Source organism: Pantoea sp. sgz302252, from assembly GCF_042610525.1.
Lineage (GTDB): Bacteria > Pseudomonadota > Gammaproteobacteria > Enterobacterales > Enterobacteriaceae > Erwinia.
The window spans coordinates 86,916-111,905 of sequence record NZ_JBHDVM010000008.1; the positions used below are offsets into that span (position 1 = coordinate 86,916).

The 24,990-nt window shown below is 53.4% G+C and carries 19 protein-coding genes; 9 read left to right on the plus strand and 10 right to left on the minus strand.

From position 1 onward, the window contains the following. The first annotated feature begins 11 nt into the window (after positions 1-11). From ACETPC_RS15635 to ACETPC_RS15650, 4 genes are all read left to right on the plus strand, one after another. A complete protein-coding gene (locus tag ACETPC_RS15635; RefSeq protein WP_380182834.1) occupies positions 12-674 on the plus strand; it encodes a glutathione S-transferase family protein in 663 nt (220 codons plus the stop codon). Between the two features lie 330 nt (positions 675-1,004). Beyond that, complete coding sequence (locus ACETPC_RS15640; RefSeq protein WP_380182836.1) at positions 1,005-2,354, plus strand: NCS2 family permease; 1,350 nt, start codon at positions 1,005-1,007, stop codon at positions 2,352-2,354. Between the two features lie 173 nt (positions 2,355-2,527). Continuing rightward, positions 2,528-4,177, plus strand: coding sequence for a Na+/H+ antiporter (locus tag ACETPC_RS15645; protein ID WP_380182838.1), 1,650 nt, complete (start codon positions 2,528-2,530; stop codon positions 4,175-4,177). A gap of 185 nt (positions 4,178-4,362) precedes the next feature. After that, on the plus strand, positions 4,363-5,268 hold the full coding sequence (locus ACETPC_RS15650; protein WP_380182840.1) for a hypothetical protein: 906 nt from the start codon (positions 4,363-4,365) through the stop codon (positions 5,266-5,268). A gap of 99 nt (positions 5,269-5,367) precedes the next feature. On the opposite strand, the gene ACETPC_RS15655 is transcribed toward ACETPC_RS15650, so the two are convergent. From ACETPC_RS15655 to ACETPC_RS15675, 5 genes are all read right to left on the minus strand, one after another. Next, positions 5,368-5,829 carry a DUF943 family protein gene (locus tag ACETPC_RS15655; RefSeq protein ID WP_380182842.1) on the minus strand — a complete coding sequence of 154 codons (462 nt, stop codon included), beginning with the start codon at positions 5,827-5,829 and terminating at the stop codon, positions 5,368-5,370. Positions 5,830-5,876: 47 nt separating this feature from the next. Beyond that, positions 5,877-6,377, minus strand: a complete 501-nt coding sequence (locus tag ACETPC_RS15660; RefSeq protein ID WP_380182844.1) for a DUF943 family protein — start codon at positions 6,375-6,377, stop codon at positions 5,877-5,879. A gap of 48 nt (positions 6,378-6,425) precedes the next feature. Continuing rightward, positions 6,426-6,917 carry a DUF943 family protein gene (locus tag ACETPC_RS15665; protein WP_380182846.1) on the minus strand — a complete coding sequence of 164 codons (492 nt, stop codon included), beginning with the start codon at positions 6,915-6,917 and terminating at the stop codon, positions 6,426-6,428. Continuing rightward, the gene (locus ACETPC_RS15670) at positions 6,914-7,738 is read right to left on the minus strand and encodes a DUF3289 family protein (RefSeq protein WP_380182848.1); all 825 of its coding nucleotides are present in this window, start codon (positions 7,736-7,738) and stop codon (positions 6,914-6,916) included. Before ACETPC_RS15670 ends, ACETPC_RS15665 begins: the two co-directional genes overlap by 4 nt. Positions 7,739-7,838: 100 nt before the next feature. Further along, positions 7,839-8,741, minus strand: coding sequence for a LysR family transcriptional regulator (locus ACETPC_RS15675; RefSeq protein WP_380182850.1), 903 nt, complete (start codon positions 8,739-8,741; stop codon positions 7,839-7,841). Between the two features lie 102 nt (positions 8,742-8,843). On the opposite strand from ACETPC_RS15675, the gene ACETPC_RS15680 reads away from it, so the two are divergent. From ACETPC_RS15680 to ACETPC_RS15690, 3 genes are all read left to right on the plus strand, one after another. After that, positions 8,844-9,269, plus strand: coding sequence for a CidA/LrgA family protein (locus ACETPC_RS15680; protein ID WP_380182851.1), 426 nt, complete (start codon positions 8,844-8,846; stop codon positions 9,267-9,269). Beyond that, positions 9,262-9,960, plus strand: a complete 699-nt coding sequence (locus tag ACETPC_RS15685) for an LrgB family protein (RefSeq protein WP_380182853.1) — start codon at positions 9,262-9,264, stop codon at positions 9,958-9,960. The genes ACETPC_RS15680 and ACETPC_RS15685 overlap by 8 nt, the downstream gene beginning before the upstream one ends. 140 nt (positions 9,961-10,100) lie before the next feature. After that, on the plus strand, positions 10,101-10,646 hold the full coding sequence (locus ACETPC_RS15690; RefSeq protein ID WP_380182855.1) for a YfaZ family outer membrane protein: 546 nt from the start codon (positions 10,101-10,103) through the stop codon (positions 10,644-10,646). 83 nt (positions 10,647-10,729) lie between these two features. Here the strand turns inward: ACETPC_RS15690 and actP are convergent, their stop codons facing one another. The 3 genes from actP to acs form a co-directional block, all read right to left on the minus strand. Further along, on the minus strand, positions 10,730-12,379 hold the full coding sequence (actP, locus tag ACETPC_RS15695) for a cation/acetate symporter ActP (protein WP_380182857.1): 1,650 nt from the start codon (positions 12,377-12,379) through the stop codon (positions 10,730-10,732). Beyond that, positions 12,376-12,684, minus strand: a complete 309-nt coding sequence (locus tag ACETPC_RS15700) for a DUF485 domain-containing protein (RefSeq protein ID WP_380182859.1) — start codon at positions 12,682-12,684, stop codon at positions 12,376-12,378. Before ACETPC_RS15700 ends, actP begins: the two co-directional genes overlap by 4 nt. Before the next feature lie 146 nt (positions 12,685-12,830). After that, entirely contained in the window at positions 12,831-14,783 is a 1,953-nt protein-coding gene (acs, locus tag ACETPC_RS15705; RefSeq protein ID WP_380182861.1) for an acetate--CoA ligase, read from the minus strand. Between the two features lie 529 nt (positions 14,784-15,312). Here acs and gltP point away from each other — a divergent pair. Next, positions 15,313-16,611 carry a glutamate/aspartate:proton symporter GltP gene (gene gltP / locus ACETPC_RS15710; protein WP_380182863.1) on the plus strand — a complete coding sequence of 433 codons (1,299 nt, stop codon included), beginning with the start codon at positions 15,313-15,315 and terminating at the stop codon, positions 16,609-16,611. A gap of 474 nt (positions 16,612-17,085) precedes the next feature. Further along, positions 17,086-23,055, plus strand: coding sequence for an autotransporter outer membrane beta-barrel domain-containing protein (locus ACETPC_RS15715; protein WP_380182865.1), 5,970 nt, complete (start codon positions 17,086-17,088; stop codon positions 23,053-23,055). A gap of 296 nt (positions 23,056-23,351) precedes the next feature. Here ACETPC_RS15715 and ACETPC_RS15720 read toward each other — a convergent pair whose 3' ends face one another. Then, complete coding sequence (locus tag ACETPC_RS15720) at positions 23,352-24,320, minus strand: ATP-binding protein (protein WP_380182867.1); 969 nt, start codon at positions 24,318-24,320, stop codon at positions 23,352-23,354. Between the two features lie 114 nt (positions 24,321-24,434). Further along, positions 24,435-24,824, minus strand: coding sequence for a helix-turn-helix domain-containing protein (locus ACETPC_RS15725; RefSeq protein ID WP_380182869.1), 390 nt, complete (start codon positions 24,822-24,824; stop codon positions 24,435-24,437). Between the last annotated feature and the right edge of the window lie 166 nt (positions 24,825-24,990).

Genomic DNA, 24,990 nt, shown 5'->3' on the forward strand with positions numbered 1-24,990 from the left:
AAGGAAAAGTCATGATCACCGTTCATCATCTGAACAACTCCCGTTCGCAGCGTGTTCTCTGGCTGCTGGAAGAGTTAGAAACCCCTTATCAAATCAAACTTTACCAGCGCGAGAAAACCATGCTGGCGCCCGAAGCGCTGAAAAAAGTGCATCCGCTCGGCAAATCGCCGGTTATTACCGACGGAAATCGGGTAATTGCCGAATCCGGTGCCATCCTGGAATACCTGGCGGAGCACTATGATGCCGAAAATCGCCTGCAACTTATTACCGAAGATGAGCGTATTGAGTCTCGCTACTGGCTGCACTATGCGGAAGGATCGCTGATGCCTTTGCTGGTGATGAAGCTGATCTTCAGCAAAATGGGCGAAGCGCCAGTGCCGTGGCTGTTAAGGCCGGTCGGCCGCGCTTTCGGTAAAGGCGTGCAGAAGGCGTATCTGGATAAACAGCTTGCCACTCATCGCAATTTTATTGAGCAGCATCTGACGGCAAACGAATGGTTCGCCGGATCCCGCTTCAGCGTAGCTGACGTACAAATGAGCTTTCCGCTCCAGGCGCTCAGTGCTCGCGGCGGCGCAGGCGATTCGCCCGCGATTCAGGCCTGGCTGGCGAAAGTGCAAAACCGGGCAGCCTGGCAGCGAGCGCTGCAAAAAGGTGGCGCGGTAAACCTTGAATGAATTCGGCCCTGCCTGTGCAGAGATAAGAAAGCGCTATGACGAAGCGGCGACAAAGCCCGTTAAAGTCTGTGCAGGCGGTGAACGGCGTAAAATAGACGAAAATAAGCAAACTTAGCGGCCCTGGTAGTTGAAAGTGCGGCCAGAAAGGCAGGATAATCGTTTGCCTTTTATAAAAGCGCAGTTTGCGCGTCGGGTTAAACGTTTGCTTTTTTCCGATCGCCGCCTCGTCACGGGGATTTTGGCGATCTGCAATAGCTGGATCAGGGATGTAAACGTTATACGGAGCCGCCGTCGCGCATCAATAATTCAAAAATTCAGGGGATTTTCACTATGTCGACCCATCATCAGACCGGCGGATCGTTAGACGCCTGGTTTAAAATTTCCGCACGCGGCAGCTCTGTCCGCCAGGAAGTTTTAGCCGGCCTTACGACCTTTCTCGCTATGGTCTATTCGGTGATTGTTGTGCCTTCCATGCTCGGCAAGGCGGGTTTTCCGCCCGCGGCCGTTTTCGTTTCTACCTGCCTGGTCGCCGGTTTTGGTTCGGTGATCATGGGGCTGTGGGCCAACCTGCCGATGGCGATCGGCTGCGCTATCTCGCTGACCGCTTTCACCGCTTTCAGCCTGGTGTTAGGGCAGCATATCAGCGTACCGGTAGCGCTGGGCGCCGTGTTCCTGATGGGCGTGCTGTTTACGCTGATCTCCGCGACCGGTATCCGCGCCTGGATCCTGCGTAATCTGCCGATGGGCGTGGCGCACGGCACTGGCGTAGGTATCGGCCTGTTTCTGCTGTTGATCGCCGCTAATGGCGTTGGGCTGGTAGTAAAAAACCCTGTTCCGGGCGCGCTACCGGTTGAGCTGGGCGATTTCGCCTCTTTCCCCGTCCTGATGTCGCTGGCGGGCCTGGCCGCTATTTTTGGTCTGGAGAAGCTGCGCGTGCCGGGCGGCATTCTGCTGACCATTATCGCGATTTCCGTGCTGGGTCTGATTTTTGATCCGGGCGTAAAATACCAGGGGCTGTTCGCTATGCCTTCGCTGTCGGACGCGCAGGGCAACTCGCTGGTGTTTAGCCTGGATATTCTGGGCGCGCTCAAACCAGCGGTACTGCCAAGCGTGCTGGCGCTGGTAATGACCGCAGTGTTTGATGCCACCGGCACTATCCGCGCGGTCGCGGGCCAGGCGAACCTGCTGGATAAAGACCACCAGATCATCAACGGCGGCAAGGCGCTGACCACCGACTCCGTCAGCAGCATCTTCTCCGGCCTGATTGGCGCTTCGCCTGCGGCGGTTTATATTGAGTCCGCAGCCGGTACGGCGGCAGGTGGCAAAACCGGCCTGACCGCTATCGTAGTGGGCGTGCTGTTTCTGCTGATTTTATTCCTGTCGCCGCTGGCCTATTTAGTGCCGGGCTATGCCACCGCGCCTGCGCTGATGTATGTCGGCCTGCTGATGCTGAGCAACGTCTCTAAAATCGATTTCAGCGATTTCGTGGACGCAATGTCCGGCCTGCTGACTGCCGTATTTATCGTACTGACCTGCAACATCGTTACCGGCATTATGCTGGGCTTTGGCTCGCTGGTCATCGGCCGCATTTTTGCGGGCGAGTGGCGCAAGCTAAATGTTGGCACCGTGGTTATCGCTATTGCACTGGTCGCTTTCTATGCGGGCGGCTGGGCGATCTGATTTGCCTTAGGGGGCCGGTTTTCCGGCCTTTGTTCCTAATTTCAGCTTTTTTCCTCTGCAATAGCACACTTCAGGTTTTTCAAGCCATTTCATTTTTGCTTTACTATCATCCAGGACATTAATTGTCCCGCACATGATGTTATATCGCTATCTGGAAGCTATGTAAGGACAACATGGAAATCTTTTTTACTATTCTGATCCTCACGCTGATGGTGTCGCTTTCCGGCGTCGCCGCACGCATTATCCCTTTTCAAATCCCTTTGCCGCTGGTGCAAATCGCGATGGGCGCGCTGCTGGCATGGCCGACTTTCGGGCTACATGTCGACTTCGATCCTGATCTATTCCTGGTGCTGTTTATTCCGCCGCTGCTGTTTGCGGACGGCTGGAAAACCCCGACCAGCGAGTTCTTGCATCACGGGCGCGAAATCATCGGCCTGGCGCTGGTACTGGTGCTGATTACCGTGGTCGGCATCGGCTATCTGATCTACTGGCTGGTGCCCGGCATTCCGCTGGTGCCCGCTTTCGCGCTGGCAGCCGTGCTGTCGCCAACCGATGCGGTCGCACTTTCAGGCATCGTTGGGGAAGGGCGTATTCCAAAGAAAATTATGTCGATCCTGCAGGGTGAGGCGCTGATGAACGACGCTTCCGGCCTGGTGTCGCTGAAGTTTGCGATCGCGGTGGCGATGGGCACTATGGTGTTTACCGTGTCCGGTGCCTCACTGGAGTTCGTTAAGGTTGCTGTCGGTGGCCTGGCTGCAGGTATCGCTATCTGCTGGCTGTACGGCAAATCGCTGCGCCTGCTCAGCCGCTGGAGCGGTGACGATCCGGCGACGCAGACGGTGCTGCTGCTGCTGCTGCCTTTCGCCTCCTATCTGATTGCCGAACATATTGGCGTGTCGGGCATCCTGGCTGCGGTAGCAGCAGGCATGACCATTACCCGTTCCGGCATTATCCGTCAGGCGCCGCTGGCGATGCGCCTGCGCGCCAACAGCGTCTGGCAGATGCTGGAGTTTGTTTTTAACGGCATGGTGTTCCTGATGCTGGGCCTGCAGCTGCCGGATATTCTGGAAAACTCCATTAGCCAGGCAGAAGTCGATCCCAACGTCGATTTCTGGATGCTGATCCTGTCGGTGGCGCTGATTTACGCCGCGCTGATGGTGGTGCGCTTCGCCTGGCTGTGGACGATGCGTCTGATCAGCCAGCGCCTGCTGAAGAAAAGCCCGATGGAGTTTACCAGCTATAGCCTGCGCGAGCTGCTGATCGCCTCTTTCGCTGGCGTTCGCGGTGCTATTACGCTGGCTGGTGTGCTCTCTATCCCGCTGTTTTTACCGGAAGGCGATGCTTTTCCGGCGCGCTATGAGCTGGTATTCCTGGCGACGGGCGTGATCCTGTTTTCGTTGCTGATTGGCGTTGTGGTGCTGCCGCTACTGCTGCGTGGTGTGACGGGCCGGGATAAAACGGCACATCGCCATGAGATCCAGATGGCGCGCGCGGTAATGGCGGAAACCGCTATCGACAGCCTGCACAAGATGGAGGAGCGTCTGGTGGCGGATACTGAAGAGAATATCGATGCCGATCTGGTGAAAGAGATCGCCTCCAGGGTCATCGGTAATATGCGCCGCCGCGTGGATGGCAAAGAAGATCTGGAGCGGGCGTTAACAGCAGAAAATCTGGAGCGCCGCTTCCGTCTGACCGCGCTGCGCGCCGAACGCGGCGAGCTGTATCATCTGCGCGCCACGCAGAAAATCAGCAATGAGACCATGCAGAAGATGCTGCACGATCTCGATCTGCTGGAGACGCTACTGATAGAGAAAGAAGAGTAAGGTTCTGGCTGCGGGTCGCCCGACCCGCAGCTTTTCTCATTTCTGTCCTGCCGATCGCCTTTACGCCACCGTCATCTGGCCTCATACGATACGCCATGCTGCTGATAGCTGTACTCTTCGCGCGGATTTAGTCTGGAAGTCTTTTCAACCTGCCAGCTATTCTCGCCTTTGACTGAGGAGTTTATATGTCAGATATTCCGCTCGATAACTACGCTGATGATTTTTTGCTTCCGCTGGACGTTAACGCGGCATTTCAGCAGCATGCCGTTGACCTTATGCATATGTATCAGGCGCAGCCGCTGCCGGCGAATTTTACCCATTTCTTTGGTGCCGGGCCGCGTCTTACTGCCGATTTTCCGGCGCTGTCCGCCAGGCTTAATCCCCACGGTTTAAATCAAAACTGCTATTTTTGCACTGTGGCAGCGTTAACCAATAAAACCGTGCTGGAGCTGGTTGAGCATACGGAAACGATGCAGCAGGACGGGGCGACGCTGGATGAAATCACCCAGCTGTTTAGAGACTCTGGCATAGAGAGCTTCCTGATCAGCGATGACGCTGCTTCCAGCTCGCCGCAACAGCTCTGGCAGCGCACCTGGCACTATCTGAATCAGGAGCTGTCGCCCTGTGAGGCGCTGGGGCTGGCCTGGCAGCGTCCGCGCGCGTTTAATCAGCAGGATGTCTTTTCGCCTGGCGGAGGACATATGGTTGTGGTTGCAAAAGACGAGAGTGGGACAATAGCCGCGCTGGACTATCAGTCCGGCACGCTGGCAGCGCTGAGCGAAATGCAACCGCCCGAGTATGTTTATCAGCAGAGCTATCATGTTTTTCAGCGCGTGGGCGCTACGGTGCTGGCTCAATGGTCACAGGCCTGGGATTTTATTATGGGGCAGTATGCCCGAGGGCGTTCTGATAAAGGTGTGGCGGCGGTGATACAGAATGGGCAGCTAAACTGTTTTTTCTGGCAGATAACGCCGCACAATACGCTGTGGGCCGGAATAAATGGCCAACCCACGCAGCTTTTAAGAGAAGACGATCCGCGAGGCGACCAGACAGATCCTCACGCCCTGTGGCGTATCTGGCCTGCGAAATAGCCAGCATAGTGGTTGTCGCGGGTTATTCTGCGGCTGCCGCAGTGCTGCCGGCATGGCAGGCCAACAGCAGGCATTCTCTGCGACCTGCTTAAACAGGAATTAATTTTCTTCCAGTAACAGCGGGCCGTCTGGTTTTTGGTAGTAAGCACCTTTGTCGCCTCTGTACCATGTTGCGCCATCCGCTCCACTGCGAAGGTACAGCAAAATATTTTCTTTTTTTATGCATCTTTCCGCTTCTTTTATCTCCTTAAAGCAGAGCAAGTAACTGGTGTCCTTATCCGGGAAGAAAGTATTTTCATCAGGTCTTTCAGTCTGATAACCGTCTCTGAAATCCCAGATATTAATGGTGGCCGCTTTAGGGTCAATGGCGTAACGTGTTTTCAACAACGCCGCATTTTTCTTCCACCAGTCAATTTTTCCTTTGTCGGTTAGAGGGAAGTGCCGCACCAGAATATGATTTTGATGAACCGCCACAATCTCCACAGGCTGGAGCATGCTGAAAGCAACGTATAGCCAGCTTAATACGACAAGGGCCGGGAAAAATTTTCTCACCTTCTTCACTTTTTCTTCCTGTCAAAACGCTTCTGTCTATGGCAATAAATAAAAAGTTAGTGGGCGTCAAAAACACGCTTTTCCAGGGTCAGCGGGCCGTCTGTTTTTTGGTAGTAAGAGGCGCCTTTCATGGTGTAGCTTATGGTTCCTGTTGTTGCCCTGGTAACCAGCATTAGCCAGTTTTCTTTTCGAATACATCTTTCCGCTGCTTTAATTTCCTCAAAGCAGAGCAGATGATCGGTGCTATGGCTGGGAAAAAAAGTAGTGTCATCGGGTTTCTCCTGCTGATAACCGTCTTTAAAATCCCAGATAGTTATCCAAAAAGTCTCGCCCGATTCATTTAAAATGAAAGGGTATTTTTTATTGAGCGCTCCGGCATTTTTCTTCCACCAGTCGATCTTTCTTTGGTTGGTCAGAGGAAAATTTTTCACCAAAATATCAGTAGTGAATTTATCATGATGTACCGCCACAATCTCTACAGGCTGGAGCATGCTGAAAACAACGTATAGCCAGCTTAGTACGACAAGGGCCGGAAAAATTTTTTTCACCTTCTTCATATTTTTCTTCCTGTCAAAACGCTTCTGTCTATGGCAATAAATAAAAAGTTAGTGGGCGTCAAAAACACGCTTTTCCAGGATTAGCGGGCCGCCTGTTTTTTGGTAATAGACAAGCCCCCCGGTTCGGTAACGAGTTATTCCGGTTGACGATCTGCCAAGAAACATCAATAAATTTTCTTTGCGAATACATCTTTCCGCTGCTTTGATCTCCTCAAAGCAGCGTAAGTGATCGGTATCATCACTGGGGAAAAAAGTGGTCTCGTCCGGTTTTTCGATTTCATATCCCTTACCAAAATCCCAGATATAAACCATTTTGGTTCCTGAATCCTCATACTCCTCAGGCAGCCCAAACTTTTCTTTGATCGCTACCCGGTTCCTTTTCCACCAGCTGATTTTTCCTTTGTCGGTAAGGGGGAAATGCCTGACCAGTATATTGTTTTGATGAACCGCCACAATCTCCACAGGCTGAAGCATGATAAAGACAACGTATAGCCAGCTTAATACGACAAGGGCCGGGAAAATTTTTTTCACCTTCTTCACTTTTTGCTTCCCGTCAGCGTGATGGTCGCTTCCATATTGGTCAGGAAGGGCTTATACGCATACTTTTGCCAGCGTTGTAGGACAAACCAGATGCGGAAAATATTTAAATGATGGAAACGGGGATCCATGATATCGCGCTCATCAAGGCCAAAGTGATCCTGGCCTTTGTAATGCAGAATGGCTTTGTAGTTACCTCTGTCAACTTCCAGAGACTTCAGGGTGATTTTTGTCGCGTAGACACCGTGAACTGACATGCCAAGACCATTAATAGTATCTTTCCAACGATTAAAGTTAGGTAAGAAACTGTTCTCCACAGCCTCATAAAGAGCGTCCTTTTTTTGTTGTGGATAAAATTGGGTATTTTTGGAAAGGATATCAGTCAGAGCTTCGTTAATTTTATAAAGAGAACTGCCCTCATTTCTTCTCTCTATCAACCTTTTATAAGCCCCATTTAATTCGCTGCTGGAAAAGGGTTTGCCGTCGCCATGCTGAAAATGGTCGATCAGCGCCGTAAACAGCCCGCGATGGCCGAGAAAAGAGAAGGGTAGCGAGTCGCGGCGGAATTCGTTAAATAGCTTAGCCGCCACCTCACTATGGGACATCTTGTGGCGTATCACCGCATAGTTGCTGATGGGAAAATCGGTTCTCTCTGCCCGCCACGGATCGTACATGCCGGAAACTTTCTCCAGCCGAAATTTTTTTCTGAGCTGAAGCTCGCTCAGATCCCCACAGCGCATATCATCGGCGCTGTCATCTTCCATGCGGTTCTGCGTCTGGAAAACAATGAAAGGCAGGCGCAATGCCTGCGTTGTCTGTGTCATGCAAAACTCCTTTTGCGGGTTAGCGAGCGTCATTGCTCTGGCTCATTACCTTATCAGCTTGTTTTTTCTACGTCTTTAGCTGCTCAACTAAGCGTAACCGCTATACCGACAGCGTCGGCGTCTGGCCCGGCCAGAACTGGCGGCAGCAGGCGATCCAGGCCTGGGCACTTTTGGACAGATAGCTGCCTTCCCGCCAGATCAGCCCCAGCTGCCAGACCAGCTCCGACTCCAGCGGCAGCCACAGCAGATGGCTTTTATCCAGCCGCTGGCAGATAGGTTCCGGCAGGATAGCGACGCCCATGCCCGCCTGCACCATGGCAGCCAAAAAATCCCACTGGCCGCTGCGCACCGCAATCTGCGGCGTAAAGCCGCTGGCCTGGAAAGCGCGCATTAGCTGGCGGTTTAGCGAGAACTCCTCGTTATAAATAAGGATGGGATGCCCGGCCAGCTCCGCCAGAGGAACGTGGGTGCGGCGCAGCCATTCGCGAGTTTTTGGCACCAGAACGCAGAGCGGATGGCTCATCAGCGGCAGCGCGTTAAGCGGCAAATCTTCCGCTACCGGTAACGCGGTCATCGCGATATCCAGCGTGCCGGAAAGTACCGCCTGCTGTACGGTCAGGCCGCCGAACTCGGAAATCTTTAGCTCGACGCCGGGATAGCGCTGGCGAAAGGCGGAAATCGAACCGGCAATCTGCATGCCGACCATCGGTGGAATGCCCAGCCGCAGCTCGCCGGTTTTCAGATCGTTGATATCGCTGATCTCCGCCTCCAGCTGTTTAAACTCCTGCAAAATAGTTAACCCGCGCTGATAAACTGCCTGGCCGGTATCGGTCAGATGCAGCTTGCGCCCTTCACGGATCAGCAGCGTGCAGCCCAGCTCATCCTCCAGCTGGCGCAGCATTTTACTGATGGTGGGCTGCGTGACGTACAGCTGCTCCGCCGCGCGGGTAAAGCTTTGCTGGCGTACCACTTCCACAAAATAACGCAGGGCTCGGACGTCCATAAACATTCCTGTAAGGCATAGTTAAAATAATATTAAGTCATTTTTTTCACCCTTTGGTACGGCTTTATACTCTCTTTACCTATTATTCAGAGAGAGACCACTATGACGGTGGCAATACGCCCGCAAAAAACGTGGCCGCAACGTATTCAGGTGCCGCTACAGGTTTTACTCTATATCGCCTTTTTTCTGGCCGCGCAGGCGCTGGTCGACTGGCTGCATCTGCCGCTGCCCGCCAATATCGTCGGCATGCTGTTGCTGTTAGCGTTGATTATGCTGCGCGTACTGCCGCTGAACTGGGTGAAAGCCGGATCGCGCTGGCTGCTGGCGGAAATGCTGCTGTTTTTTATTCCAGCAGTGGTCGCAGTGGTTAATTACTCGCAGCTGCTGCGGGTGGAAGGCTGGCGCATTATGCTGGTGATCACCCTTAGCACGCTGCTGGTGCTTTCAGCTACCGCGCTGGTGGTGGATCGCGTGTACCGCCTGGAAATGTGGCTGGCCGAACGCAAGAAGGAAAAGCGCGGTGCATGATTTTATCCTTAGCCTGGCCTGCCTGCTGGCTACGCTGCTGATCTACTTTCTCAATAAGCGGCTTTACCGTCGCTGGCGCAGGCTGCTGCTGATGCCGCTGGTGATGACGCCGCTGGTGCTGGTAGCGCTGCTGCTGCTGACCCATATTTCCTGGCAAAACTACATTGGGGAAAGCCACTGGCTGCTGTGGCTGCTCGGCCCGGCCACGCTGGCTTTCGCCGTGCCCGTTTATGAAAATATGGCGATTATTCGCCGCCATTGGCTTTCGCTCAGCGCGGGCGTGTTTACCGCAACCCTGGTAGCGGTATGCAGTTCGGTATGGCTGGCAAGATGGCTGACGCTGCCGGAAGCTATCCAGCGTAGCCTGGCGGTGCGTTCCATCACCACGCCCTTTGCGCTGGCGGCGGCAAAACAGCTTGGCGGACAGCCTGATTTGGTGGCGCTGTTTGTCGTGATTACCGGCGTGTTTGGCATGGCCGTAGGCGATCTGCTGTTTATCCGGCTTGCCGTGAAGCAGGGGCTGGCGAAAGGCGCGGGCTTTGGCGCGGCTTCGCATGGCGCAGGCACCGCACGCGCCTATGAAATTGGGCAGGAAGAGGGCGTGGTCGCCAGCCTGGTAATGATGCTTTCCGGCGTAGTCACCGTAATTATCGCACCGCTGATTGGCCGTATTATGTGGACGATAGTTTAACGGACATACTCTGTTACTGTGCGACAGCAACGCTAACTAAACGGCAGGTCTGTTTCATCGTATTCTCATTTGCTTCCCCGAAATGATGGTCTATGCTTCGGGGCCGTCAGGAAACGGCGTAAATCCACCAGGAGAATAAAATGAAAGCAGTGGCAACTACCGCAGGCGCTCTGGCGCTGTTAGTGCTGGCAGGTTCAGCGCAGGCGATTGAAGGCGGCGTCGATGTGGGTCGCGATTATACCAACCTGCATGCAGGTCTGGGCACCACTACGCCGGGCTTCGCGCTTTCCGGCAACTGGCTGCGTAGCGACCATGACGGCAGCATGGGCAGCCTGGGTCTGGGTTACAACGTGGCGCTGGGCGATTTTATGATCACCCCAGGCGTAAAAGCTATCTCCACTAACCCGACCGATAACAAAGACGGTTACGCTGTTGCAGTCGGCGTTGGCGCAAGCGCTCCGATCACCAACATGTTCAGCGTTTACGGCCAGTACTATTACTCGCCGGACGCCTTCTCCAGCCATATTGACGACTATCAGGAAGCTTCCGCAGGCGTAAGCTTCCAGCCGATTTCGCTGGTTGACGTGCGCGTCGGCTACCAGTATCTGGCGATGAACGGCAAAAACGGTCGTAAAGACAACGTTATCGCCGATGGTGCCTATGTCGGTGCCTCTCTGCATTTCTGATGCCGCTGGCGCGATGATGCCGCCACGATCTTAATGCAGCCGAGTCCGGCTTTCTGCCGGACTCGCTTTTCTCCTTGCGTCCCTTAATGGCTTTTGCCGCTCTCAATCCCAACGCCCGTTTGCGAACGCACAAACTGCGCCTGAAAACGCTGACGCTCCTGCTGGCCCTCTGCTGAATGGTCGGTAACGGAGAAAAGCCAGGTGCCGATAAAGGCGATTAGCATAGAGAACAACGCCGGATATTCATAAGGGAAGACGGGCTGCGCATGGCCCAGCACCTGCACCCAAACCGTCGGCCCCAGGATCATCAGTATCACCGCCGTTAGCAGCCCCAGCCAGCCGCCCGCCATTGCGCCCCTTGTGGTCAGTTTCGACCAGTACATTGACAGCAGAATAATCGGGAAATTACAGCTTGCCGCGATAGAGAAGGCCAGCCCGACCATAAAGGCGATGTTCTGCTTCTCAAACAGAATGCCAAGCGCAATCGCCACGATACCCAACACCAGCACGGTAATTTTTGAGACGCGCAGCTCCTGCTTCTCCGTTGCCTGGCCTTTTTTCATTACGCTGGCGTAGAGATCGTGCGACACCGCCGATGCGCCAGCCAGCGTCAGTCCGGCGACAACTGCCAGGATAGTAGCGAAGGCCACGGCGGAGATAAAACCCAGAAACAGGCTGCCGCCGACGGCGTTAGCCAGATGCACCGCCGCCATATTGTTGCCGCCGATCAGCAGGCCAGTCGCGTCCTTAAAGGCCGGATTAGCGCCGACCAGCAATATCGCGCCAAAGCCGATAATAAAGGTCAGAAAATAGAAATAGCCCATGAATCCGGTGGCATAGAACACGCTTTTACGTGCTTCGCGGGCGTCGCTGACGGTAAAGAAGCGCATTAAAATATGTGGCAGGCCAGCCGTGCCGAACATTAGCCCCAGTCCAAGCGACAGCGCGGAAATCGGGTCGTGCACCAGACCACCGGGACGCATAATCGCCACGCCTTTCGGATGCACCGCCATTGCCTGGGTAAAGAGGTTATTAAAGCTGAAGCCCACGGTTTTCATCACCATAATCGCCATAAAGCTGGCGCCGAACAGCAGCAGCACCGCTTTGATAATCTGCACCCAGGTAGTCGCCAGCATGCCGCCGAACAGCACATAGAGCACCATCAAAATACCGACCAGCACCACGGCAACGTGATAGTCCAGCCCGAACAGCAGCTGGATGAGTTTGCCCGCGCCCACCATTTGCGCAATCAGATAGAGCGCGACCACCACCAGTGAGCCGCAGGCGGAAAGCGTGCGGATCGGCAGCTGCCGCAGCCGATAAGAGGCGACATCGGCAAAGGTATAGCGGCCCAGATTGCGCAGCCGCTCGGCGATCAGAAACAGAATAATCGGCCAGCCGACCAGAAAGCCCAGCGAGTAGATCAGGCCATCGTAGCCGGATGTGTAAACCAGCGCGGAGATCCCAAGAAAAGAGGCGGCGGACATAAAATCACCGGCCATCGCCAGGCCGTTTTGAAAACCAGTGATATTACCGCCAGCGGTATAGTAGTCGCTGCGTGAACGGGTGCGTTTGGAAGCCCAATAAGTGATGCCGAGCGTAGCCGCCACGAACACTAAAAACATCACGATCGCTTCAATGTTGGTGGCCTGCTTTTGCACCTCGCCGCTAATGGCATCGGCTGCCCGGGAAGAAAAGGGCAGCAGCAGAGCGAAATAAAGAAATAGTTTCATCCTTTTACCTCTTCCAGCAGCGCTTTGGTTAAACGATCGAATTCGCCGTTCGCTCGCCAGACATAAATACCGGTTAACAGGAAAGAAATAACGATCAGGCCGATACCGATGGGAATTCCGCGCGTGACGTTGGTATTGGCATCCAGCGGCGTGCCCAGCCAGCCAGGCGCAAACGCGATTAATAAAATAAAACCGACATAAAGAATAAGCATTATTACCGAGAGCAGCGCGGCGAAAGCCTGACGTTTTCTTACCAGCTCTTTAAAGCGCGCGCTTTTTTCAATCCGCTGATATCTGTCGTTCATCACAGGGTCTCCAGAGGTAATGGCGTTACGGGTTCGGGTTTTACTCGCCATAACTATCCGGCAGCAGCATTTTGCCGCCGAATAAATAAAGGGCAGCGTGGTAATTATTACGCTGCCCGATATTATTTTATTTCTTGTCCTTCTCTTCAGGGCATTGCGATACCCTGTTTTTCCTCCAGCAGTTTTTCCACTACGCCCGGATCGGCCAGCGTTGAGGTATCGCCTAAATTAGCGGTATCGCCAGCGGCGATTTTGCGCAGAATGCGACGCATGATTTTACCGGAGCGGGTTTTCGGCAGGGAGTCTGTCCAGTGCAGCACATCCGGCGTGGCGATAGGGCCGATCTCTTTACGTACCCAACTACGTACTTCGCTGTAGAGTTCGGGCGTAGGCTCTTCGCCGCTGTTGAGCGTGATATAGGCGTAAATAGCCTGGCCCTTGATGGCATGCGGAATGCCGACCACCGCCGCTTCGGCTATTTTCGGATGCGAAACCAGCGCCGATTCAATCTCTGCCGTGCCCAGGCGATGGCCGGATACGTTGAGTACGTCATCCACACGGCCGGTGATCCAGTAATAGCCATCCTCGTCACGCCGCGCGCCGTCGCCGCTGAAGTACATATTTTTAAAAGTGGAAAAATAAGTCTGCTCAAAACGGTCGTGATCGCCAAACAGCGTGCGCGCCTGGCCTGGCCAGGAATCAACAATTACCAGGTTGCCTTCGCAGGCGCCTTCCAGCGCGTTGCCTTCGTTATCCACCAGCGCGGGCTGCACGCCAAAGAAAGGTTTGGTGGCCGATCCTGCCTTCAACTCCGTGGCGCCGGGCAGCGGCGCAATCATAAAGCCGCCCGTTTCCGTCTGCCACCAGGTATCGACAATCGGGCAGCGGCTGTCGCCGATTTTCTGGTAATACCATTCCCAGGCTTCCGGGTTGATAGGTTCGCCTACCGAACCGAGAATACGCAGCGTGGAGCGATCGGTGCCCGCAATCGCCTTATCGCCTTCCGCCATCAGCGCGCGAATCGCCGTTGGCGCGGTATAAAGCAGGGTCACTTTATGTTTATCCACCACTTCCGCCATACGGCTCGGTTTCGGCCAGTTGGGCACGCCTTCGAACATCAGCGTAGTGGCACCCAGCGCCAGCGGGCCGTAAAGCAGATAGCTGTGGCCGGTGATCCAGCCGACATCGGCGGTACACCAATAAATATCATCGGCATGATAGTCGAAAACGTATTTAAAGGTGGTCGCCGCGTAAACCAGATAGCCGCCGGTGGTATGCAGCACGCCTTTCGGCTTGCCGGTGGAGCCGGAGGTATAAAGGATAAACAGCGGATCTTCCGCGCCCATCTCTTCCGGCTGGTGGTGCGCGCTGGCCTTGTTCATCAGCTCGTGCCACCACATATCGCGGCTGTGCCAGCCGATATCCGCGCCGGTGCGGCGGAACACAATTACGTTGCTGACCGTAGTGACATTGGTGTTAGCCAGCGCCTCGTCGACGTTTTTCTTTAGCGGAATAGTGCGCCCTGCGCGAATACCTTCGTCAGCGGTGACCACCAGCTTCGCGGCGGAATCGATAATGCGACCGGCAACGGCCTCCGGGGAAAAACCACCGAAAATTACCGAATGTACCGCGCCAATGCGTGCGCAGGCCAGCATGGCGACAGCGGCTTCCGGCACCATCGGCATATAAATCGCCACCACGTCGCCTTTGTTGATACCCAGCTCTTTCAGCGAGTTAGCAAAGCGGCAGACTTCCCGGTGCAGTTCGCGAAAGGTCAAGGTTTTGCTTTCGCTGGCGTCATCGCCTTCCCAGATAATCGCCGGATGATCGCCGCGGTTATGCAGATGGCGATCCAGACAGTTGGCCGCCAGGTTTAGCGTGCCGTCTTCATACCAGCGGATATCGACGTTGCCCGGCGCGAATGAACTGTTTTTTACGCGGGTATAGGGTTTTATCCAGTCGAGGATCTTGCCCTGTTCGCCCCAGAACGCCTCGGGATCCTGCACGGATTGCTGGTACATCGACTGATACTGCGCGGCAGTAATCAGGGTATTTTCCGCAATGTTTGCGGGAACGGGATGTCGGTGTTGTTGGCTCATGGCTACTCTCCTTGAAGATGTTAATAATATGTCAATCAAAGGTTGGATGGAGCGAGCCGCCGGGCTTTGTTTGCTTTTTGCGCTATGGATCACGCCGTGGCGTCGGGCCATGAAATAGAGTAAAAAGTTGGCAAAATGAGGTGGAACTTTCCGCGTTCGCTGTCCACTCATTCGCCGCATAACGCAAACGAGCTGTACAAAAGAAACACAACTGAATCAGGCCGTCCGGCTACCGCTTTGGAAAAAACTGCATATCTATGCGCGGGGTCTGTCAAATATTACCAATTATAACAAAGGGTTAGTAATAGTCGGTAATTGCAGAGCTTTATCCTGTGCGATGACTAAAGTTTAGCCATATATCACTTAGGGTTGCATTTATACCCGTTAAAATGGTACTGATTACGCGCCTGCAATTCAGGTATCAACCATCCATTATCCGCGCATTCGCCGACATCGGCCTGCTTCCCTTGAGAGTGATAGCTCCGCATGACAGACGCGGAGAGCGGGTTTTGTTAAGGAAAAAACTATTATGAAAGCTGCAAAATTCAGCCTTGCCTGGCAAATATTGACGGCGTTGGTACTGGGGATCGTCGTCGGCGCGATACTGCATAATCAACCGGAAGATCGTGAATGGTTAATCGCTAACATTCTCAGTCCGGCCGGGGATATCTTTATCCACCTGATCAAGATGATCGTCGTGCCTATCGTGATTTCCACGCTGATCGTCGGTATTGCCGGCGTGGGCGATGCGAAAAAACTGGGACGCATCGGCGTCAAAACTATCCTTTATTTTGAAGTGATAACCACCATTGCCATTGTGGTAGGGATTACCCTGGCGAATGTGTTTCAACCTGGCTACGGCATTGATATGTCGACGCTGGCAACGGTGGACATCTCTAAGTACGAAGCCACGACGGAACAGGTACAGGGCGGCCCGCATAGCCTGGTGACCACTATCCTGTCGCTGATCCCGCAGAATATTTTTGCGGCGATCGCCAAAGGCGACATGCTGCCGATTATCTTCTTCTCGGTGCTGTTTGGTCTGGGCCTGTCATCGCTGCCCGCAGAACACCGCGAGCCGCTGGTGAAGGTGTTCCGTTCGACTTCGGAGACGATGTTTAAAGTTACCAATATGATCATGCGCTACGCGCCGATCGGTGTGTTTGCCCTGATCTCGGTGACCATTGCTAACTTTGGCTTCGCTTCGCTGTGGCCGCTGGCCAAGCTGGTGATTCTGGTTTACGCCGCGATTCTGTTCTTTGCTTTTGTGGTGCTGGGTACGGTGGCGCGCGTCTGCAAACTGCGCATTACTACGCTGATGCGCATCCTGAAAGATGAGCTGATCCTGTCTTACTCTACTTCCAGTTCCGAAACGGTGCTGCCGAAGATCATGGAGAAAATGGAAGCCTACGGCGCGCCTAAATCCATCACCAGTTTCGTAGTGCCGACCGGCTACTCGTTTAACCTGGACGGCTCCACGCTGTACCAAAGCATCGCGGCTATCTTTATCGCCCAGCTGTACGGCATCGATCTGTCGATTACCGATGAAATCGTGCTGGTGCTGACGCTGATGGTGACTTCTAAAGGTATCGCTGGCGTACCGGGCGTTTCTTTTGTGGTGTTGCTGGCAACGCTGGGCAGCGTGGGCATTCCGCTGGAAGGTCTGGCCTTTATCGCGGGCGTTGACCGCATCATGGATATGGCGCGTACCGCGCTGAACGTGATCGGCAACGCGCTGGCAGTGCTGGTAATCGCTAAGTGGGAAAATCAGTTCGATGCTAAACAGGCCGTGGCCTATGAGGCGCGCCTGGCGTCATCCGCTTCCTGATAAAGCGTTTTAGCAAGATTATTATGACTAAAAATGGCCTACGGGCCATTTTTTTTAACCGTAATAGTTTTCCCGGTTATTATTCTGCATAAAGTCTTTTTTTAGCTGTTATTCTGCAATCGCCTAATTTTATTCATAAAGCGATTTTTTTAAGTTTATCCTCTTTTCATTCCTCAACATCTTATATTTTATCTTATTTAAAGATAGCGGCACTTGCTTCTTTTTTCTTTATTAATCAATAAAAGAACTGAATTTTAAGTGCCACTAATAATTAAAGCATACAGCGGTATTATTCTTAATTTAACCGGAATGCCGCTTAGCGCAGCAACTTTCGATAGATATTTCTGTCCGGCAGTGATTTGATTGTCATTAACATTTATTAATTTTTTGTCACGCCGCATACATGCCTTTTTTTGCATTTAATACGGCGCGGCGTTTTTGCGACGTTTTTCTTCTTGTCTGGAGGAAATATCCTTGTTCAAACTACATCCCCTTTTTTTAAGCCTTGTGGCGGCACAGGGCGTATTTATTCCCGCATCCACCACGATGGCGGCCACGCTCAAACCTTTTTCGCCCTACGTCAACGATAATAAAGTTGGCGTTTTTTGCGTTTGCAATGGCTCCACGCAAACGCTTAGCGGCAACCAACAATTCAGCGCTGGCCTGAGCGGTGCGCAAAGCCTGACGCTGCGAGAGCTGCAAAGTCAGGTCAGCAATCCCGACATTTCGCTGGCACTGGCGCCGGGCCTGGATCCGGGCGGCAGGGATTATGCTATTGAGATCCCGGACTGGGAACAAGGCGGCTATAAAACCATTTATGTTTATAACTCCAATGGCATGACGGAAACCGCGCCTTTGGGGCTGGATACGCCGCTGCCGAATTATGTCCCGGTCGAGGGCGGCCAGTATATTAATACCCGCGTGGCCCAGGTCAGCAAAGGCACTATCAATGTGGATATCGGCCAGAAAGGCGCGGCTACCACGGCGGAGACCAACGGCTGGAGTATGGCGGCCAAACAGAGCCGCCTGTTTACCGCGACCGGCAGCGGCAATATGAACTGGAACTCCGCCAACCGCCTCACTTTTACCTCCGTACTGCCACCTTATGGCGGCCCTTACCTGACCTATGACGTCGATAACGTGGCTTTTTACAAAGGCGCCTTCAGCGTGACCACCACGGATAACGTCACCACCGATTTTAACGTTACCAGCTTTGAAGAGTTTAAAAGCTACAACGACTGGCTGATCCTGCAGCTGGAGAGCAGCAGGCTCGATCCGGACAGCTACAGCGCCGAACTGGATAAAGCGGTGACCATCACCAGCGGCCAGATCGTTTACGGCAAAGTTCTGCAGGACTACGACGATGACGAAGCGGCGCAGCCCATCGGCGAACTGGTGGTGCTCAGCGCGGACGGCAAAAAAGCCACGGCCAGGGTCAACGGCACGCTGGAAGTGGCCAACGCCAGCAGCGCGGTACTGGCTGCCAACGGCGCGACGGCCATTATCAACGGCAAAGTTGCCAGCACCAGCAATGGCGCTATCGAAGGCGACGCGCTGAGTTTAACCGGTGCCAGCACCGGCATTAACAAGGGCGTGATTAACGGCGGCTTTTTCAATAATGCCGATGGCAAGGGTGTAGACAGCAGTTCGGTGGGTCAGGGCGTCAATGCAGTGCGGCTATTGGACAAAAGCAAGTTCACCAACAATGGCGTTATCAACGTTGCAGGCAGCGGCACCGGGCTGGGCATTTTCGACGGCAGCGCCACCAACAACGGCAATATCAACGTGGGCGTGTCGGATTACTCCAGCAGCGCGAGCGGGGTCTTTGTTAACGGTGAAGGCGCCAGCTTTGTTAACGCAGCCAGCGGAACAATCTATCTTGGGCGTTCGCCGCAGAACAGCCTGAAGGATAAAACCACCGATACGCGGGTATACGACTCGGTAGGTATCAATATGGTGACGGACGGCAGCGCCGTCAACCAGGGCCGTATCGTGATTGGCTCACTGACGCAAAGCAGTGTCGCTATGCAGGTGGAGAATGGCCCGAACGCCCGGTTGCAAAACAGCGGCGTTATTGACGTAAACGGGCGGGATAATCTACAGCCGGAAGAAAATGTCGCTATGGCGGTAATCGATTCCGGCACCGGTGGGCGCGTCGGCAACTCAGGCACTATCAATCTCAACGGCGATAACGGCACCGGGCTGAAAGTGATTGCCACCAGCGGTAATCAGTCCAGCGCTTATTCCAGCGGCACTATTAACGTGATCGGCAATGCCGATCCGCTGAGCAGCAATACCAATACGGCTGTCTGGGCAAAAGGCGAAGAGGGCGGCAAAGCCTACGCAAAAGTTACCGGGAAAATAAACCTGACCGGCACGGGTGCAGTTGGGATACGCGCCGAAGGCAACGCCACGGTTGATAATACCCAGTCGATTAGCTTACGGAATGCTGAATACCAAACCGGCTACCTGGCTATAGGTTCTGATGCAAAGATCAACTATGGCGATTCCTCTACTTATGGCACCTATGGTAAAGCCAGCCACTCGACAATTTTCCGTGTTGAGGACGGCGCTGATTTCAACGGTAGCAGCGGCCTTACCCTTGAGCCACATACGGCTTACTCTACCGGCATCGCCGCCAGCGGCAGCGGCAGCGAGGTCAAAACCAACGGCGCGGCCTTCGATATTGGCGAAAATGCCACAGGCGTTAGCATCAGCAACGGCGCTAGCGGCACGCTGAATAATGGAACCTGGAGCGGGCAGTCCAGAGCAACCAGAATTCATCTCAGCGGTAGCAACGCTACCGGCGCGACAGTGGATGGCGAAGGCTCGACGTTAATCAGCAATGCCAGCATTACCGATGAACTCAGGTCAAACGGCGGCGAGCTCGGCGTGGTTAATGGCGACGGCTCACGCATTCCTGTTAATGAAACCGGCCTGCTGGCGACCAACAAGGCGAGCTTAACCAATACAGGAAGAATTAATCTGTACGGTGAAGCCACGGCCATCCGCGCAGAAAGCGGCGCTACGGTAAACAACAGCGCCCATATTACTATCTGGAACAATAGCGTCGGGCTCTATGCCAAAGGCAACTATGACGAAGGCGATGGCGTGACGCCAACCGTTATCACCAATACAGGCATAGTCGATCTTTCGCGCCTTGTTTATCCTTCGATCGGCGTAGTAGCCGACGGGCCGCTGGCGCAGATTTATCAGAACGGCAATATCTATATTAGCGATCGGGATGCCGTCGGCGGCAAGGCGATCAACGGCGGCAAAATTTTTGTCGGCGAAGCAGGAACGGTCGAGTTCAGCTATAGCAGCGACGGTCAGACGGGCTACTGGGCCGACGGCAACTTTTCCACCATCACCAGCAACGGTGGCAAAACCACTATCTATGATACCGCTTCGACGGTTTATCGCCTGACCAACGGCGCCTGGTTTGAATCGATCAACCCGGCGGAAATTGATTTATCATACGGCGGTAGCGTTGGGCTTGATGCTTCCGGTGGTTCCTATGTCGCCGCAACCGATATTTTTAATCTCGGTTATGCTGCAAAGGCTATCAAGCTTAGCAGCGGAGCCAGCGCTACCATTACTAATCCGATCGCGCTGGAAGGCGATAGCTCTACAGCTGTTGCAGCGGACGGTGAAACCACTTCGGCCTATAACATTTCTACGATTTCCGGCGCAGGCGCTGAGGCAACCGCTTATGACATGAGTAACGGCGCGATAGTCTCGCTGGCGCAGGGTTCAAGTGTAAATCTGACCGGCCGTGGCAGTACCGCTTTCCGCGTGACTAACGGCGGTTCCGTCTTTAACCAGGGCTACGTCAACGTGGCTAACGGTGTCGGCATTGATGTTATCGGTGGCAGAACCCAGTACTTCCCGGAAAGCGCACAAATTCAGGCTGGCGGCACGGCGGCGATGCGAGTAGGCAGCGACGGCACGCTTGCTGTCTATGGCGACGGCACTTTCCGTAACCAGATCACCGGTACGAATGGCGCGGATGCCATTTTGCTGGATACGGGTGCTAAAGGGCTGTCGATTGAAGGCACCACTATTACAGCGGAAGGCGGCGGCAGCGCGATTGATAACCGCGCTGAAATCAGCAACATCTCTCTTGCCAGTACTTATATCTACGCCCGAGGCGCTGGCAGCAGCGGCATCCGTTCCGCCACCTCGTTTGATGGCCAGGGAACCTTCGTTATCGAACCTTCTAACGGCGCTACGGGCTATATCTTTGCCAACGCCGATGGCTCCACTACCAGCAATGACCTGGTATCGCACGGCACTATCCTGGCCGGTAGCGGCAGTAACGGTATTCAGGCGAACACCACGGGCAAGGTTATTTCGGAAGGCAATATCTACGTCACCACTGAAACCGGTGGTTCAGCAATTGTCACCAACACCGCCAGTGAAGTGATTAACCGTGGCGAAATCTTCTCCTGGAGTACAGAAGCGCCGGTTATCGATCTGCGCGGCGGCACTACAACGTTTATTAACGAAGGCACCATCGGCGCGCAATATCCGGATACGGTTATTGTGGCGGGCGGTGCAACAAGCAACCAGATCGCTTTGGTCAGCGGCGCAGTGGTGGGTGATGTAAATACCGGCGAAGGTACGGATACCGTGGCGCTAACCGGCGGCACCATTAACGGCAGCCTGACCATGGGCAGCGGCGTGGATAACCGTGCCTATGTGCAGAACGTCAGCCTGGCCGACGTCAGCCATATTACTACGGCGGGCGGCGAAGGCAGCACTTTAAGCCTGAGCGAGATAGCGGCCAGCGGTGGCTCTTTCGCCAGCGACGATCTGAGCCGCGGCGTTAACCTGGGCGCGGGCTGGAGTACTATCAACTTCTACAATACTGGCTGGACCCTGACCGACAACCTGAAACTGGCGCACAGCACCATTAATATTGATGCCGCCTCAACGCTCTACGCTGGCGACAACGTTAATCCGGTGCTGGCGGGTGCCACCAACGATTCGCTGGTGGTAAATAATGCCGGTACGCTGGATTTAACCAATGGCGCAGGTTCGCCGGGTAATACGCTGACCATCGACGGTACGCTGAACTCGCTTTACGGCAAGCTGAAGCTGGCCAGCGCGATTAACGGCGGAACCAGCCAGAGTAGCGATACGCTGCGTGTCACGGGCGATGCTAACGGCGTAACCTTAATCGAGGTAACGCCAGCGGCAGGCAGTACTGGCGCGCTAAGCGACCTGAACCAGAATGGCGTGACCGAAGCTAACGAAGGTATCTCGCTGGCGCAAGTTGCGGGCAGCGCCAGCGCCAGTAGCTTTGCGCTCCAGGGCGGCTACCTGGCAGCCGGGCCATGGCGTTACGATCTCTACAGCTTTGCGCCGGGCAGCAGCGACGCCAGCCAGCGTCTGGTGGACGGCAGCGGTAATCAGTTCTGGGACTATCGCCTGGCTAACGCTTTCGTCAGCAACGGTTCTTCGACTCGCGCCGCAGTAGTACCGCAGGTTCCGTCTTATGTTTCTGCCCCGGTGGGGCTGGCTTACTACTCGGCGGCGACGCTTAACGATCTGCATAACAGACTGGGCGAGCTGCGCCAGGATCAGGGGCAGAGCGTCGGCGGCGAGATGTTCCTGCGCTATACCGGCGCCAATATGCGCTACAGCACCAGCCGCAGCTTTAACGACTTCGGCTATAACTTCGATATGGACTATAGCGCGATGCAGGTTGGCGGCAACGTGCTACACCTGGACGGCGCAAACGGCACGCTGCGCGGCGGCGTAGCCTATACGCGCGGCAACAGCCGGATCAGTCCGGACGCGGCGGATGGCTATAGCAGCACCTCGTTTGACAGCGACACGCTGTCGCTTTATTCCACCTGGCTTCAGGAGAGCGGTTTCTATCTGGACGGCACGCTGTCGTATAGCTGGCATCGCGGCGAGACAGATATCGCGCGTAAAAAAGACGTAGCGAAAATCAAAGGCAAAGGCTGGAGCGCCTCGCTGGAGAGCGGCTATCCGTTCGAACTGGGCAGCGGCCTGCGGCTGGAACCTCAGGCGCAGCTGACTTACCTGCATCTGGGCCTGGATAACTTTAGCGACAAGGATAATCTGGCAGTACGCTACGACGACTACAACCAGACCATCGGCCGCGTTGGCGCGAAGCTGGATCGCCGCTGGAGCGACGACAGCGGACGCCAGTACACGCCTTATCTGCGCACCAACTACTACAAAGGCTGGGGCAGCGAGGCGAAAACCAAAGTGGGCGCGAAAGGCGTCGAAGGGCTGGATCAAAGCTTCAGCAGCGGCAAGTTTGGCCAGATGTGGGATGCTGGCGTCGGCGGCACCGTTACCTTCAGAAATAACGTTTCGCTCTATGCCGAAGCGGATTATCGCAAAGAGATCGACGGCAACGGCGGTAAAGGCTGGGGCTATAACGCTGGCGTGAAGTGGACTTTCTGAGTTAGCAAAGGCCGGGGATCTCTCAGGGGAAACCCGGCTTTTTTGTACTACAGCAGGCGAAAATTTTTGTACATAAAAGTGCTGGCAGGCGGGTAGAGAGTCCTTTCTAAGCATTAGCCAATACGTCTGGTTAACGTTCTATGCGCATTGGGGTATCAGGTTATAGAGTAAGCAAGTCAGTCCAGGCCAGATAGAGAGCATCAAGCATTTATTTTTATTTTTTTATAATAAAAACAGTGGTTTGAAATGATGTGAGAGGCCGAGGTAGTCCTTGAGTCAAGCAACGGTCAAGCAAATTACGCCCAGCATGGAATGTAACGCATCGCTTTTGTTCCGGCTTCTGGATCATAAGGACGAATCAATCCTGCATTCAGGGTATCTTTTATAATACGACTAACCTGAGCCTGATTTTTTTGCTCAATTTTGAACCGCTCGCGTAGCGAAGTGTTATTGGTGTGCATCCTGCTTACGTAACGCAGGCAGCAATGTAGATAACATGCTCTTATGCGATCTTCTTTATCCATATCTGAAAACTTTTTGTAAGAAAAAAGAACTGCTTTAGTATGATTTTCAGTTACTTCAAAAATAGGGGCAGGAAGTTGATAGAGCTCTGTTTGGAATACAACTTTATCTACGCCAGTTCCTCGTTCTTCACAAATATTAATACGCCTCATAAATGAGGCTAAAGCTTCGTTACGACTCTGTGGTGGAGAATCCAGAAATCGCTGTGTTGATATTAAAGGGATTCCAGGGTTTGTTATTTCCATTCGAGTCTGGAATATCTCAATGAGCGGGCCAGTACCCGTAATAGAAAAATCCTGGTGAATTATCGCATTTGCTACCAACTCACGAATAGCAAGTTCTGGATAAATGGTTTCTTCTTTACGGAATGCTTTACCAATATGTTCATTACTTGGTAGTAAAGTCTCGAGGTAGTCAATTAATCCAGAGAAACCAACGGCATAACCTTTATTGCCTTCTATCTCACGAACCGTTTCAATTCGGCTATCGCCTTTGTACAAAACTAACCGTACGGCTTTTCTGTTCAAATGCGGAAAACTGGATAACTTACGTGCAAAGAGAATCGCCCCGAGGTTAGTGATATGAAAAAGACCGCCAGCAGTACCTTGTATAATGTTATCGGCTTTTAATGCATCAACAATCCCGTTTCTGTTATCAGGCAAGGGCAAGCTTGTTAATTCAAAATAGGCTGGATAATCCAATAGGTTTAGTACAGATTCAATGTTTTGATTCTCTGCCGCCAACGCTTTTTCGAAAGGCGTTTTATCAAATGTACGCCATAATTTTCTTTCTTTTTCTGGAAATTCTTTCAGCTTTTTCTTGTAAGAGCCTATGCGTAAATATTCTACATTTTGATATTATACAGGAATATGACTGGCGGCCTGAATTTCAAGGATAACAACAGGTAATTCATTATTATTACCAGCTGTAAATTCGTAAAAATGAAAATGAATTTTTGGTGTTATTTTTTGCAACAACCAACTTTCAATTTCCTGCTGTTTGTACTTTTGTAGTGAAGGTCTGAATGAAGTCCCAACAATTTGATGCGTTTTATCACTGACCCCATAGACGAGCCAGGCGTTTTGTTTCCCTGTTAGTGCAGCTGAATTGGCTAATGCCGAAATGTACTCGCCGATCTTTTCAATATCCGCATTCTGCTTAAATTCAACCCACTCGGTTTCACCTGGCAGCTGACACAACTCTTTCAGAAGGCTACGCAGATAGTCAAAAGTAAATTCAACAGGCATCTTTTTCTTTCCCTCTTGCTCTTCAGATATCCGTTAAGTCATTCATGCATCATAGCGAGCCCTAAAGCAAGGAACGTTGTAAAGTTTCTGGCGTAAGCCAGCAGGAAGGGCTCACTGATAACCGAAGAGCAGTTGCATGATAAATACTAAAAATTCTCTGTTTAAT

Coding starts and splice junctions, on each gene's coding strand:
- ACETPC_RS15635 (WP_380182834.1), top strand. CDS start 12: ATGATCACCGTTCATCATCTGAACAACTCCCGTTCGCAGCGTGTTCTC.
- ACETPC_RS15640 (WP_380182836.1), top strand. CDS start 1,005: ATGTCGACCCATCATCAGACCGGCGGATCGTTAGACGCCTGGTTTAAA.
- ACETPC_RS15645 (WP_380182838.1), top strand. CDS start 2,528: ATGGAAATCTTTTTTACTATTCTGATCCTCACGCTGATGGTGTCGCTT.
- ACETPC_RS15650 (WP_380182840.1), top strand. CDS start 4,363: ATGTCAGATATTCCGCTCGATAACTACGCTGATGATTTTTTGCTTCCG.
- ACETPC_RS15660 (WP_380182844.1), bottom strand. CDS start 6,377: ATGAAGAAGGTGAAAAAAATTTTTCCGGCCCTTGTCGTACTAAGCTGG.
- ACETPC_RS15670 (WP_380182848.1), bottom strand. CDS start 7,738: ATGACACAGACAACGCAGGCATTGCGCCTGCCTTTCATTGTTTTCCAG.
- ACETPC_RS15675 (WP_380182850.1), bottom strand. CDS start 8,741: ATGGACGTCCGAGCCCTGCGTTATTTTGTGGAAGTGGTACGCCAGCAA.
- ACETPC_RS15680 (WP_380182851.1), top strand. CDS start 8,844: ATGACGGTGGCAATACGCCCGCAAAAAACGTGGCCGCAACGTATTCAG.
- ACETPC_RS15690 (WP_380182855.1), top strand. CDS start 10,101: ATGAAAGCAGTGGCAACTACCGCAGGCGCTCTGGCGCTGTTAGTGCTG.
- actP (WP_380182857.1), bottom strand. CDS start 12,379: ATGAAACTATTTCTTTATTTCGCTCTGCTGCTGCCCTTTTCTTCCCGG.
- ACETPC_RS15700 (WP_380182859.1), bottom strand. CDS start 12,684: ATGAACGACAGATATCAGCGGATTGAAAAAAGCGCGCGCTTTAAAGAG.
- acs (WP_380182861.1), bottom strand. CDS start 14,783: ATGAGCCAACAACACCGACATCCCGTTCCCGCAAACATTGCGGAAAAT.
- gltP (WP_380182863.1), top strand. CDS start 15,313: ATGAAAGCTGCAAAATTCAGCCTTGCCTGGCAAATATTGACGGCGTTG.
- ACETPC_RS15725 (WP_380182869.1), bottom strand. CDS start 24,824: ATGCCTGTTGAATTTACTTTTGACTATCTGCGTAGCCTTCTGAAAGAG.